Genomic DNA, 11,947 nt, shown 5'->3' with positions numbered 1-11,947 from the left:
CTATTTTGCCAGCGCGGCCGCCAACCCGTCCACCGCCAGCGCCAACCGCTCGTCCAGCAGGCCCAGCAACGCTGTCCAGCCATGGATATGGGCCAGTTCGCCCGGCCCGTCGGAAATGCCGCGCAGCCCCATCAGCGGGACGCCAAAACGGGCGCAGGCGCGTGCCACTGCAAATGTCTCCATGTCCACCATGTCGGCGTCGATCGCCGCATAGTCATCGCCGCCCACGATATTGGCGCCGGTCGACAGCCGCGCGCTCGGCAGGGTGAGGGGCGTTACCAGCGGCAGATCGACCGGATGATCGGCGAACGGCGTCACCCCCTTCACGAACCCCAGTCGCGACGCATCCATGTCGCGCCACGATACGCTGGCCACCTGCACCACTTCGCCCAGCCCGCAGATCCGCGATCCGGCCGATCCCAGGCAGACGACCAGATCGGGCAGGGCGTTTGCGCGCGCCATGTCGTGCAGGGCAATGCCGGTCGCCAATGCCGCCTCGATCGGGCCAACCCCGGTCATCAGCGGCGCGAATCGGGCGCGCAGTTGCGGCCCATATTCCGCGTCGGCCGCCATCACGAACAACAGGCGTTGCCCCGAAATCGTCTCGCAAACCGGGATCATATCATCCTCCGCCTGTGGCAAAAGAGAAAGCCCGCCACCTGAAACCAGGCGACGGGCTTTGTCATGGTGGGCGTAGCAAGGATTGAACTTGCGACCCCTGCGATGTCAACACAGTGCTCTACCACTGAGCTATACGCCCACGGGAGTTGGGCCAATAGCCGGGGGACCGGACCTGCGCAAGCGGGAAATTGCAGGGGTGCGACATTCTTCTGGACAGGGCAGGGACGGCCCATATGCTGCGGTGCAAACAGGGGGACGCCAGACCTATGCTGCCATCGCCATCTTCGCCGATCCAGACGACGCCGCGTCTGCCATGGTATCGCCAACTCTATGTTCAGGTACTGATCGCGATCGCGCTGGGCGTCGGCATTGGCCATTTCTTTCCCGACATGGGCGTGCAGTTGAAGCCGCTGGGGGACGCGTTCATCAAACTGGTGAAGATGATCATCGCCCCCGTCATTTTCCTCACCATCGTCACCGGCATTGCCGGAATGAAGGAATTGGGCGCGATCGGCCGGGTCGCGGCCAAGGCTTTTGCCTATTTCCTGACCTTTTCGACGCTCGCGCTCATTGTCGGGCTGATTGTCGCCAATCTGGTCCAGCCGGGCGCTGGCCTGAATATCGATCCGGCCAGCCTCGACGCGGGCAAGGTCGCGGACTTCGCGCACAAGGCGCATGAAACCACGCTGACGGGCTTCCTGATGAGCATCATCCCGTCGACCATGGTGTCGGCGGTCGCGGACGGCAACATCCTGCAAGTGCTGTTCGTCGCCATCCTGTTCGGCATCGCGCTGACCATGATCGGCGACAAGGCGGCGCCGTTGATGGCGGTCCTCGAATCGGCCAGCCATGCCGTATTCAAACTGGTCGCCTTCCTGATGAAGGCGGCGCCGGTCGGGGCGTTCGGGGCGATGGCCTTCACCATCGGCGAATATGGCGTGGGCACGCTTGCCAATCTGGTCGGTCTGGTCGCGACCTTCTACCTGACTTCGCTGCTGTTCGTGCTGGTGGTGCTGGGCACGGTCGCGCGGCTGGCCGGCTTCAATATCCTGCACCTCATCCGTTACTTGAAGGCGGAACTGCTGCTCGTGCTGGGCACATCCTCGTCCGAAGCCGCGCTGCCCAGCCTGATCGAGAAGATGGAGCGGGCGGGATGCCGCAAGTCGGTGGTCGGGCTGGTCGTGCCGACCGGCTACAGCTTCAACCTCGACGGCACGAACATCTACATGACGCTGGCGGCGCTGTTCATCGCGCAGGCATGCAATGTCGACCTGACCCTGCAACAGCAGGTGTTGCTGCTGCTCGTCGCGATGATTTCGTCCAAGGGCGCGGCGGGCGTGACGGGCGCGGGGTTCATCACGCTGGCGGCGACGCTGTCGATCGTGCCGTCGGTGCCGGTCGCGGGCATGGCGCTGATTTTGGGGGTCGACCGCTTCATGAGCGAGGTTCGGGCACTCACCAACTTTGTCGGCAACGCCGTCGCCACCATCGTCGTATCAGCGTGGGAAAAGGGGCTGGACCGCGAAAGGCTCACCGCCGCGATGGCCGGCATCCCGCTCAACCCCACGGCCGATATGGAAGAAGTGATCGAGGATTGACGGGCGGGGTCAGTTCAGCCCGGTCAGACTCTCGCTACCGAACATCCGTTCAACCTCCAGCACCAGGTCGCGCAGGTGGAAGGGCTTGGACAATACCTTGGCCTGCGGCACCGCCTTCCCGGCCTTCAGCGTCACGGCGGCAAAGCCGGTAATGAACATGATCCGCATGTCCGGGGCCACGGACGCCGCGTGCTGCGCCAGTTCGATCCCGTCCATTTCGGGCATCACGATATCGGTCAGCAACAGGTCGAATCGGTCGGACGCGATATGGGGCAGGGCTTCGGTGCCGGTCGCGACGGCCACGACCTCATAGCCGGACCGTTCCAGCGCACGGGCCAGATAGACCCGCATACTCTCGTCATCTTCCGCCAATAATATGCGAACCATTGCGCCAGCTACTCTCATTGCCGTTTCCGGCCTGTCCCCATGCCCCCGTCAGGGTGGCGTCCCTGTCCGATATATGCGACAAGGTGTAAACATTATCCAGCCAAGTAACCATTTTTGGTGCGGCCAGTCATATGGCCGGTGAAAGGAGCCTTATTGGATCGTCCCGCGCCATGTCCTCCCGCCCGGACCGAGGCGGGTTTCGACCAATTCGGCCCCGTCAATCCCGACCGGCCCGTCATCCTTTCCGTCCCCCATGCCGGGCGCGATTATCCGCCCGAACTGCTGGCGCAAGCGCGGGTACGGCGACAACAATTGCAACGGCTGGAAGACCGCTGGGCCGACCTGCTGGTCCATCCGCTCATCGCGCGCGGCTTCACCGTCGTCCTTGCCCGCGCGCCGCGCGCGCTGATCGACCTTAACCGTCACGAGCGCGAAATCGACCCTGCCATGCTCGTCGGCGCGCCGCGCGACGCCGCGTTTCAGAGCAGCGTCAAGCTGCGCGGCGGGCTGGGCCTTTTCCCCCGCCGCATGGTCGGCGCGCATGAATTATGGCACAAGCCTGTGGCGTGGAGCGAGGCGCAGCGCCGGATCGAAGCGATTCACCGGCCCTATCATGCCGAACTGACCCGCCTGATGAGGGCAGCGCGCGACGCCTTTGGCCATGCGATCCTGATCGACCTTCATTCCATGCCGCCGCTGCCGCCCCCCGCCGCCGGGCAGGAAGCACCCAAAATCGTGCTGGGCGATCGGTTCGGGCGCAGCGCCTCCACCCGGCTGATGACGCTCGCGGCCGATGTCGCCGCTGGCCATGGCATCGTCGCGGCGCAAAACCATCCCTATGCCGGCGATCATCTGATCGAACGCCATGGTCGTCCCGAAAGCGGCATGCACGCGATCCAGATAGAGGTGGATCGCAGCCTCTATCTGGATGATGCGCTGGATCAGCCGGGGCCGGGCCTCGCCCGGATACAGGGGATCATCATGGCCATCGCCCAGGCTTTGGCGAACGAATTGCCGCGCGCCAATTATGCGCTGGCGGCCGAATAGGCGTCAGCCGCCGCGCGCGATGACCAGCCGCGCGCCTGTTACGCTCAGATGGTGCGAATCGAAATAGAGCGGCTTGCCGCCCTGCTCGATCGCGCAGTGCCGGGCATCGCACAGCGCGACTGCCGGATCGATCAGCCTGACGCCCTGTGCCTGCCATCGCGCAAATAGCGCGCGCAAATGGACGGTCCGGGCATCCAGCCAGGACCGCGCGACGCCTTGCGCCTCTGCCAGTCGCCCGGCGCGTGCCAGGTGAGCAAGGCGGCGCGGCACGTCAAAGGGTTGCGGAGGCACCGCGCCGATCAGCACGACCTCCCGTCCTTCGGCCCGGATCGCGGCGATGCTGCGGTCCAGCTTGGCCACGAATGCCGGATCGTCAAACGCGCCATTGGCCCAGAAGGCGGCCAGATAGACGCGGCGGATGGCGGGGTTTGCGCACAATGCGGCAAAGGCGGCGCGATTGGCCGCCGCGCACCGCGCATCCCTGGGCGCATCATAGCCCAGCACCGGCGGGCAACTCGATGTCGTGCGCTGCACCAGCGCCCATCCTTGCGCCCTGGCCTCCAGCGCCAGCGCATAGGCCAGTTCGACCCCATGGCTGTCACCCCATAGCATCGCATCGGGCGGGACCGCCGCGCCCAGCACGCATGGCGTCGCGCCACGGGCGAATATGTCGTGGCAGCGCTTGCGTTCGGGGCTGATGTCGTCGCGCCCAGCCGCCTGCGCCAACACTGTCGGCGCGAAACGCGATGGCCATGGTCCCGCAGCCATCAAGGCCAGCGACAAGGTGCACAGCAGCGCCATGGTCGCGCCGGTGAAGCGGAAGATGGCGCGCGCGGGCATCGCCTGCGAATCGCGAAAGGGGCGCTCGACAAAGCGCCAGGACAGGATCGCTGCGACAAATGATCCGGCAATGACCGCGATTCGCGTCCAGCCCGTAATGGCCATGTCGGTCGCATATTCGGTGAACACGATCATTGGCCAGTGCCACAGATAGAGCGAGTAGGAGACAAGACCCACGCCCATCAGTGGCGCCCAGCCAAGCAACCGTCCCGCGCTCGTCCCCGGCGCGCTGTGGATCAGCGCCGCCGCGCCCAGCACCGGGGCGAGGGCGGCGATGCCGGGGAACAGCGTGTCGCGATCATAACAGCCGACCGCGAACGCAATTCCGGCGATCCCGCCCCACGCCACCAGTTCGCGCAACCAGCGGGCCTTTAGCGCGGGCACGACGCCCAGCGCCAATGACGCCCCCGCCAGCAATTCCCAGGCGCGCGTCGGCAACAGGTAGAAGGCGAAACCGCTGGTATCGCGCTGCATCGCGATCGACAGCAGCAGCGATCCTGCCGCAATCGCCATCACCACAGCCGTTCGCCAGCGGGGGGCGAAGCGGGCGATCAGCATCAGCAGGATGGGGAAGCCGATATAATATTGTTCCTCCACCGCCAGCGACCATGTGTGGAGCAGCGGCTTGACGTCCGCGCCCCCCGCGAAATAGCCGGTGTCGGTAAAGAACCACAGGTTCGAGGCAAACAGCGTGGCGGCCAGCGCGGACCGCGGCACCCCCTCCAGGTCACCGGGCAGATAGAGCCAGGCGCTCAGCCCCAGCACCACCAATATCATCAGCCCCAGCGCCGGGACGATCCGCCGGAATCGCCGCTCGTAAAAGCGCGCGAGCGAGAAGCGGCCATCATCGACTTCGCGGGCGATGATGCCGGTGATCAGATAGCCTGAAATGACGAAGAATATATCGACGCCGACATAGCCGCCATCAAATCCCGGCACATGGGCGTGGAACAGCAGCACCGGCAGAATCGCCAGGGCGCGCAGTCCGTCGATATCGCGGCGATAATGCATCGGCCCCGCTTAGGGGCAAAGCCCTGACATTTGCTTTACCGGCGACTCGAACGGACGTTGGGATGGTTAAAATTGCAGCAAGCGATTGCGTTTGGCGCAACCGCGCTTTCATCCTTCGCATTTGCGAAAATTCTGCCCCGGCTGCAAAAGAACTGTGCCTTTCAGGCATCCTCTCCTAAACTTTTTGGGCTGGTCTGCGGATCGGCCCTTTTTTTTGGCTCCGGCTTGGTCTAGGCGAATTGCGCTACAGCCGCGCCATATAAAATGTTTCTGGAGAGGGGCCGCCGGTAAGACCGGCAGGGCGAGGCCATAGCAAGGGGGATTGAGCGGCGCTCCGCTCTCCCCCACTTTTACTATCTCTGACCATCGCTGAACAGGAACGCCGCAGATCGGCTATTCCCGTCCATAGGCTGTGACCATTTCCACTTCCGCCTTGTCGCCCAGAATCACGCCGACGCGCTGGTGCAGGCTGGTGGCATCGACATCCATGATCGGGATGAAACCGTCGGTGGCCGCGCCGCCGGCCTGCTCGATCAGATAGCTCATCGGATTGGCTTCATACATCAGGCGCAGCTTGGCCTTGCCGGGTGTGCGATGGTCGGCGGGATACATGAAGATGCCGCCGCGCTTCAGGATGCGGTGGACGTCCGCAACCATGGAAGCGGTCCAGCGCATATTGTAATCCACCCCGCATGGCCCCTGCGCGCCCATCACCCGTTCTTCGATATAGCGGGCGATGCCGGGCGACCATTGGCGGCGATTGGACATGTTGATGGCGAATTCGCACTTGCCCTGCGGCATCTTCATGTCGGGATCGGTCATGACCCAACTGCCGACTTCGCGGTCCAGCGTGAATTCATATACGCCGGTGCCGACGCTCAGCACCAGCAGCGTCTGCGGGCCATAAATGGCATAGCCCGCTGCGACCTGCGCCCGGCCATTCTGAAGGAAATCCTCTTCCGTCACTTCGCGACCGGCACATTCGTCGGGCGCTTTCAGCACCGAAAAGATCGTCCCGACCGACAGATCGACGTCGATATTGCTGGACCCGTCGATCGGATCGAACAGCAGCAGATATTCACCCTTGGGATAGCGGTTGGGGATGCGGTGGATCGTTTCCATCTCTTCCGACGCCATCGCCGCCAGATGTCCGCCCCATTCATTGGCGTCGAGCAGCAGTTCGTTGGCGATCACGTCCAGCTTCTTCTGCACCTCGCCCTGCACATTTTCACTGTCCAGGCTGCCCAGCACTTCGCCCAGCGCACCCTTGCTCACCGAATGGCTGATCGTCTTGCACGCGCGCGCCACGGTTTCGATCAACAGGCGCAATTCGGCGGGCAGCGCATTGGCCAGCCGCTGTTGTTCGATCAGGAAACGGGTGAGGGTGGTTCTGGCCATGGGCTGCCTTTCGCTTGGGACTGGTGCGCCGCAGCCGGGGCTGCCGCGTGAAAAGGAGAACGCGCCTTCGCTATGCGACTGGTCTCGTCCAGTCCAGTCGCTTGGACCGCGCTTTTGCCGATGGTAGCGCACCCATGTGACAAAGTGTGTCAGTTGGAACCAGTGGGCCTTCCTGTCGTTGCGCTGGCGTGCCGAAAGACCGGACGGAAGGATCATGATGGACAGCCTGCTTACCGCCTTTACCGATCCCGCCGCCCTGGCTGCGCTCGTCGCGCTGGTGGTGATGGAAGTGGTGCTGGGCATCGACAATCTGGTGTTCATTTCGATCCTGACGAACAAGCTGCCCGAACATCAGCGGCAAAAGGCGCGCCGTATCGGCATTGGCCTGGCGCTGGGGATGCGGCTGGTGCTGCTGTCGATGATCGCCTGGATCGTCGGCCTGACCGCGCCCGTGTTCGACCTGGGGATCATCGGCCCGCCCAATCAATATGGCGCGCCGACCTTTGAAACCGAATTTTCCTGGCGTGACCTGATCCTGATCGCGGGCGGGCTGTTCCTGATCTGGAAGGCGACCAAGGAAATCCATCATAATGTCGATCCCGCACGTGGCGACGATATGCTGGACAAGAAGAGCGTGGCGACGCTGACCTTCGGCAGCGCGATCGTGCAGATCATCCTGCTCGATATGATCTTCTCGCTCGATTCGATCCTGACTGCCGTGGGCATGACCGATAATCTTGCAGTCATGGTCATTGCCGTGCTGGTCGCTGTGGGTGCGATGGTGCTGGCCGCCGATCCGCTCGCCAATTTCATCGCCAGGAACCCGACCGTTGTGATGCTGGCGCTGGGCTTTTTGCTGATGATCGGCGCGGTGCTGATCGCCGATGGCTTCGGCGTGCATGTGCCAAAGGGCTATATCTACGCGGCGATGGCCTTCTCGACGCTGGTGGAGTGCCTCAACATCTTTGCCCGCCGGGCGCAACAGCGCAAAGGGGCATGATCAGGGGAGGACGGGATGATGGCATGACCGGAAGCCGACGCCATGCCTCGCCCCTATTGCGGGCGGCCACCAGGCAGTTCGCGCTCCATGCCGGTCAGGCCAGGGTCAGGAAAATCTCCGCCTCGATCATCCACGCGCCGCCGCTGTTTCGCCATTTGGCGCTATAGGTGCCTGACGCCAGCGTCTCGCCGCTGCCGCTCGCCACGCCCTGCCAATGGCCCTGCTCCATGGCGATCGGTTCTACCGGGGAAACAAGGATTGTGTCGGGCGTGCGGGTGTAGATCAGTCGCTCGGCTGCCGCGAATTCGCGTTTCCAGGCAATCAGTTGCGCCTTGCGCCCGGTGATTAGCGCGCTGTCGGTGCCCGCGACCAGCACGGCGTCGGGCGCGAGCAGCGGGCCGATCGCGGCCAGATTCGCGTCGGCCAGCGCGCGATTGAAGGTCGCGCGAGCCATGCGGATGGCGATGTCTGCGGTGGCGCTCATGGCAGGGCTTTCGATCTCATCGCTCCCTGTTCCCGCCTGCGCGGGAATAGGGATGGGTTCAACCGCAGCGCGCCGAGGTGATCGTCATCGCTTCGTCATAGCTGACGGTCAGCCGGTCGGGGCGAAAGTCCATCGTCATCGCCATGCCGGGGCCGCCCCAGCGCAGCGTTCTGGCCCCCGATGCAGCCAGCAGCGCCGCGCCGGTTTCCGCGCTCGCCTTTTGCCCGGTAAAACGTGCAAGGGCATCATGATTGCACGGGCCAGCCGCCACTGGCGGCGGCGCGGTGGTGGCGCAGGCGGTCAGCGCAAGCGCGCCGGTCAGAGACAGGATGCGGTGCATGGGGTTATTCTCCTTACCCAAATTCCATTCTTCGCTCAGCCTGACCCTTCGACAGGCTCAACTCGAACAAGAGTAGGAAATCACTCCGTCCGCGTCATCTTCAGCCGACCGCCCTTGACCGCAAAGGCCAGCCGCCCCTCGACCAGATCGACCGCGTCGCGGCCATATTGTTCGTAACGCCACCCCTCCAGGATCGATAGGTCGTTCCGCACGCCCGCCGCCAGCGCTTCAATGTCATCGCTGCGCGCCAGCAGGCGCGATGCGACATTGATGTCGCGCGACCGGATCTTGAGCAGCAGCTTGAGCAGGTCTGCGACGAGCGCGCCATCCTTGCCCAGCCCCGGACGCCGCGGCTCCCGGTCGGGCATTTCATCCTTGCTGAGCGGCTGCTGCTTGCCCAGCGCCGCCATTAACCGCGCGCCGATGTCATTGGTGCGCCAGGTCGCGGACAGGCCGCGCACCTTGCCCAGATCATCCTGCGTGCGCGGCGGATGGCTGGCAATGTCGGCCAGCGTCTCATCCTTGACGATGCGGCCGCGCGGCAGATTCTTGTCCTGCGCCTCGATCTCGCGCCACGCCGCCAGCGCTTTCAGGCGACCCAGCACATCGGCTTTCTTGCTGGCGATGCGGACGCGCTTCCAGGCATCTTCGGGCAGCGTTTCATAATGGCTGGGATCGCTGATCCGCTCCATTTCCTGGTCCAGCCAGTCGCCACGCCCGGTCTTGCGCAACTCTTCCAGCATCTTGGGGAAAATCTGGATCAGATAGGTGACGTCGCCGATGGCATAGTCGATCTGGCGCTTGTCGAGCGGGCGGCGCGCCCAGTCGGTAAAGCGCGCGCCCTTGTCCAGCTGTACGCCCAGCCACGCCTCGACCAGATTGCCATAGCCGATCTGCTCGCCAAGGCCCAATGCCATCGCCGCAATCTGGGTATCGAACATCGGGTGCGGGGTCTTGCCGGTCAGATTATAGACAATCTCTATGTCCTGTCCGCCGGCATGAAAGATTTTCAGCACATCCTCATTGTCGACCATCAGGTCGAGCAGGGGCTTCAGGTCGATGCCCGGCGCCTTTGGGTCGATGGCGGCGGCTTCGTCCGCGTCGGCCACCTGGATCAGGCAGAGTTCGGGCCAATAGCTGTTTTCGCGCATGAATTCCGTGTCGATGGCGACATAGGGGGATTTGGCGATGCGGGCGCAGAAATCGGAAAGTGTCTTGCTGTCGGTAATCAGCGGATGGATTTGCATATGGTCATCGATCTTATTATGGGCAGGCCCGCTCCCTGGCGGGCTGGTCGTAGTGACCTTATGCCCATAGCCTGCCGTCAGGGCTTTGTCATTTCCGTAAAACGAAGCTGAAAGACCAAAACGCCATGCACGCCTATCGCACCCATACTTGCGGCGCCCTTCGTGAAGCCGATGTCGGCACGGCCGTGCGCCTGTCCGGCTGGGTGCATCGCAAGCGCGACCATGGCGGCGTGCTGTTCGTCGACCTGCGCGACCATTATGGCATCACCCAGATGGTGGCGAAGGCGGATAGCGAAGCGCTGCGCGTGCTGGAGGGGCTGCGTCTCGAATCAGTGGTGACGATCGACGGCACGGTCGTGGCGCGCGGTCCCGAAGCGACCAATCCCAAGATGGAAACCGGCACGATCGAAGTGGTGGCCGATGCCGTCACCGTCCTGTCGACTGCCGCCGAACTGCCGCTGCCGGTCGCGGGCGAGCAGGACTATCCCGAAGACATCCGCCTGCGCTACCGCTTCCTCGACCTGCGGCGCGAAACGCTGCACGCCAATATCGTCAAGCGCACGAAGATCATTTCGGACATGCGCCGCCGGATGGAAGGCGCGGGCTTCACCGAATATTCGACGCCGATCCTGACCGCGTCCAGCCCGGAAGGCGCGCGCGACTTTCTGGTGCCCAGCCGTATCCATCCCGGCAAATTCTACGCCCTGCCGCAGGCGCCCCAGCAATATAAGCAGTTGCTGATGGTCGCAGGCTTCGACCGTTATTTCCAGATCGCCCCCTGCTTCCGTGACGAAGACCCGCGTGCTGACCGGCTGCCGGGCGAATTCTACCAGCTCGACCTGGAAATGAGCTTCGTGACCCAGGAAGAAGTGTGGGACACGATGGAGCCGGTGATCGCCCAGGTGTTCGAACAATTTGCCGACGGCAAGCCGGTCACCCCGGCCGGCAGCTTCCCGCGGATCCCGCATGCCGAAGCGCTGCTGAAATATGGCAGCGACAAGCCGGACCTGCGCAACCCTATCGAAATCGTCGATGTGACCGACCATTTCGTCGGCTCCGGCTTTGGCATCTTCGCGTCGCTGGTCGAAAGCGGCGCCCGGATTCGCGCGATCCCGGCACCCGGTGCTGGCGCGGGCAGCCGCAAATTCTTCGACGAAATGAACAATTGGGCGCGGGGCGAGGGCTATTCGGGCCTTGGCTATATCAACATCAAGGATGGCGTGCCTGGCGGCCCGATCGCCAAAAATCATGGCGAGGAAGCGACCGCAAAGCTGATCGCGGCGCTGGGTCTTGGTGATAATGACGGCGTGTTCTTCGCCGCTGGCAAGGAAGCGCAGGCCGCCAAGCTGGCAGGCCTTGCCCGCACCCGCGTGGGCGAAACGCTGGACCTCATCGACAAGGATCGGTTCGCCCTGTGCTGGATCGTCGACTTCCCCTTCTACGAATATGATGAGGATACGAAGTCGGTCGATTTCGCGCACAACCCCTTCTCCATGCCGCAGGGCGGCCTGGAGGCGCTGAACACGCAAGACCCGCTGACGATCAACGCCTATCAATATGACATGGTCTGCAACGGGTTCGAAATTGCGTCGGGGTCGATCCGCAACCAGTCGCCCGAACTGATGGTCAAGGCGTTCGAACTGGTCGGCCTGTCCCAGCAGGATGTGGAGGATCGCTTTGGCGGCCTCTATCGCGCCTTCCAATATGGCGCGCCGCCCCATGGCGGCATGGCCGCGGGCGTCGATCGCATCGTGATGCTGCTGTGCGGGGCGCAGAATCTGCGCGAAATCACGCTCTTCCCGATGAACCAGAAGGCGGAAGACCTGCTGATGGGCGCACCCAGCGCCGCCGAATTCAAGCAGCTGCGCGAACTGCATGTGCGCGTCGTGGAGCCACAGGCGAAGGGTTGAGTTTTCCTTTTTCGTCATGCTGAACTTGCTTCAGCATCCAGGGTGTCGGACACTGTCCCTGTCG

Annotated in this window: 11 protein-coding genes and 1 tRNA gene; 4 read left to right on the top strand and 8 right to left on the bottom strand. The window is 63.6% G+C overall.

Annotation, left to right across the window (positions count from 1 at the left end; translation table 11 throughout):
• Together SX1_RS10720 and SX1_RS10715 are read right to left on the bottom strand one after the other, a co-directional pair.
• Complete coding sequence (locus SX1_RS10720) at window positions 1-621, bottom strand: 5'-methylthioadenosine/S-adenosylhomocysteine nucleosidase (protein ID WP_019052986.1); 621 nt, start codon at window positions 619-621, stop codon at window positions 1-3.
• A gap of 64 nt (window positions 622-685) precedes the next feature.
• Window positions 686-760, bottom strand: a tRNA-Val gene (locus SX1_RS10715).
• A gap of 127 nt (window positions 761-887) precedes the next feature.
• Here SX1_RS10715 and SX1_RS10710 point away from each other — a divergent pair.
• On the top strand, window positions 888-2,219 hold the full coding sequence (locus SX1_RS10710) for a dicarboxylate/amino acid:cation symporter (protein ID WP_019052985.1): 1,332 nt from the start codon (window positions 888-890) through the stop codon (window positions 2,217-2,219).
• 9 nt (window positions 2,220-2,228) lie between these two features.
• On the opposite strand, the gene cpdR is transcribed toward SX1_RS10710, so the two are convergent.
• Window positions 2,229-2,606, bottom strand: coding sequence for a cell cycle two-component system response regulator CpdR (gene cpdR / locus SX1_RS10705; protein ID WP_017182848.1), 378 nt, complete (start codon window positions 2,604-2,606; stop codon window positions 2,229-2,231).
• A gap of 153 nt (window positions 2,607-2,759) precedes the next feature.
• Between cpdR and SX1_RS10700 the strand changes: the two genes are divergently transcribed.
• Window positions 2,760-3,653, top strand: a complete 894-nt coding sequence (locus SX1_RS10700; RefSeq protein ID WP_019052984.1) for an N-formylglutamate amidohydrolase — start codon at window positions 2,760-2,762, stop codon at window positions 3,651-3,653.
• A gap of 3 nt (window positions 3,654-3,656) precedes the next feature.
• Here the strand turns inward: SX1_RS10700 and SX1_RS10695 are convergent, their stop codons facing one another.
• Together SX1_RS10695 and SX1_RS10690 are read right to left on the bottom strand one after the other, a co-directional pair.
• Window positions 3,657-5,504 (bottom strand): acyltransferase family protein, encoded by a 1,848-nt coding sequence (locus SX1_RS10695; protein ID WP_019052983.1) that lies wholly within the window; start codon window positions 5,502-5,504, stop codon window positions 3,657-3,659.
• Between the two features lie 393 nt (window positions 5,505-5,897).
• A complete protein-coding gene (locus SX1_RS10690) occupies window positions 5,898-6,902 on the bottom strand; it encodes a class 1 fructose-bisphosphatase (protein ID WP_017182845.1) in 1,005 nt (334 codons plus the stop codon).
• A gap of 214 nt (window positions 6,903-7,116) precedes the next feature.
• On the opposite strand from SX1_RS10690, the gene SX1_RS10685 reads away from it, so the two are divergent.
• Complete coding sequence (locus SX1_RS10685; RefSeq protein WP_017182844.1) at window positions 7,117-7,902, top strand: TerC family protein; 786 nt, start codon at window positions 7,117-7,119, stop codon at window positions 7,900-7,902.
• A gap of 94 nt (window positions 7,903-7,996) precedes the next feature.
• Here the strand turns inward: SX1_RS10685 and SX1_RS10680 are convergent, their stop codons facing one another.
• The 3 genes from SX1_RS10680 to rnd form a co-directional block, all read right to left on the bottom strand.
• Window positions 7,997-8,386, bottom strand: coding sequence for a nuclear transport factor 2 family protein (locus SX1_RS10680; protein ID WP_019052982.1), 390 nt, complete (start codon window positions 8,384-8,386; stop codon window positions 7,997-7,999).
• 58 nt (window positions 8,387-8,444) lie between these two features.
• A complete protein-coding gene (locus SX1_RS10675) occupies window positions 8,445-8,726 on the bottom strand; it encodes an I78 family peptidase inhibitor (protein ID WP_019052981.1) in 282 nt (93 codons plus the stop codon).
• Window positions 8,727-8,806: 80 nt separating this feature from the next.
• Entirely contained in the window at window positions 8,807-9,973 is a 1,167-nt protein-coding gene (gene rnd, locus SX1_RS10670; protein WP_017182841.1) for a ribonuclease D, read from the bottom strand.
• Window positions 9,974-10,098: 125 nt separating this feature from the next.
• Here rnd and aspS point away from each other — a divergent pair, with 125 nt between their 5' ends.
• Window positions 10,099-11,883 carry an aspartate--tRNA ligase gene (gene aspS / locus SX1_RS10665; protein ID WP_019052980.1) on the top strand — a complete coding sequence of 595 codons (1,785 nt, stop codon included), beginning with the start codon at window positions 10,099-10,101 and terminating at the stop codon, window positions 11,881-11,883.
• Window positions 11,884-11,947: the final 64 nt, after the last annotated feature.

The sequence above is a fragment of the Sphingobium xenophagum NBRC 107872 genome, from assembly GCF_000367345.1.
Classification (GTDB): domain Bacteria; phylum Pseudomonadota; class Alphaproteobacteria; order Sphingomonadales; family Sphingomonadaceae; genus Sphingobium; species Sphingobium xenophagum.
Note: the sequence above shows the minus strand (reverse complement) of the source record. Positions and strands in the feature narration are given on the sequence as shown.

Excerpts from the sequence above, each read along its gene's own strand:
- SX1_RS10720 (WP_019052986.1), bottom strand. The coding sequence starts at position 621 with ATGATCCCGGTTTGCGAGACGATTTCGGGGCAACGCCTGTTGTTCGTG.
- SX1_RS10710 (WP_019052985.1), top strand. The coding sequence starts at position 888 with ATGCTGCCATCGCCATCTTCGCCGATCCAGACGACGCCGCGTCTGCCA.
- cpdR (WP_017182848.1), bottom strand. The coding sequence starts at position 2,606 with ATGGTTCGCATATTATTGGCGGAAGATGACGAGAGTATGCGGGTCTAT.
- SX1_RS10695 (WP_019052983.1), bottom strand. The coding sequence starts at position 5,504 with ATGCATTATCGCCGCGATATCGACGGACTGCGCGCCCTGGCGATTCTG.
- SX1_RS10690 (WP_017182845.1), bottom strand. The coding sequence starts at position 6,902 with ATGGCCAGAACCACCCTCACCCGTTTCCTGATCGAACAACAGCGGCTG.
- SX1_RS10685 (WP_017182844.1), top strand. The coding sequence starts at position 7,117 with ATGATGGACAGCCTGCTTACCGCCTTTACCGATCCCGCCGCCCTGGCT.
- SX1_RS10680 (WP_019052982.1), bottom strand. The coding sequence starts at position 8,386 with ATGAGCGCCACCGCAGACATCGCCATCCGCATGGCTCGCGCGACCTTC.
- SX1_RS10675 (WP_019052981.1), bottom strand. The coding sequence starts at position 8,726 with ATGCACCGCATCCTGTCTCTGACCGGCGCGCTTGCGCTGACCGCCTGC.
- rnd (WP_017182841.1), bottom strand. The coding sequence starts at position 9,973 with ATGCAAATCCATCCGCTGATTACCGACAGCAAGACACTTTCCGATTTC.
- aspS (WP_019052980.1), top strand. The coding sequence starts at position 10,099 with ATGCACGCCTATCGCACCCATACTTGCGGCGCCCTTCGTGAAGCCGAT.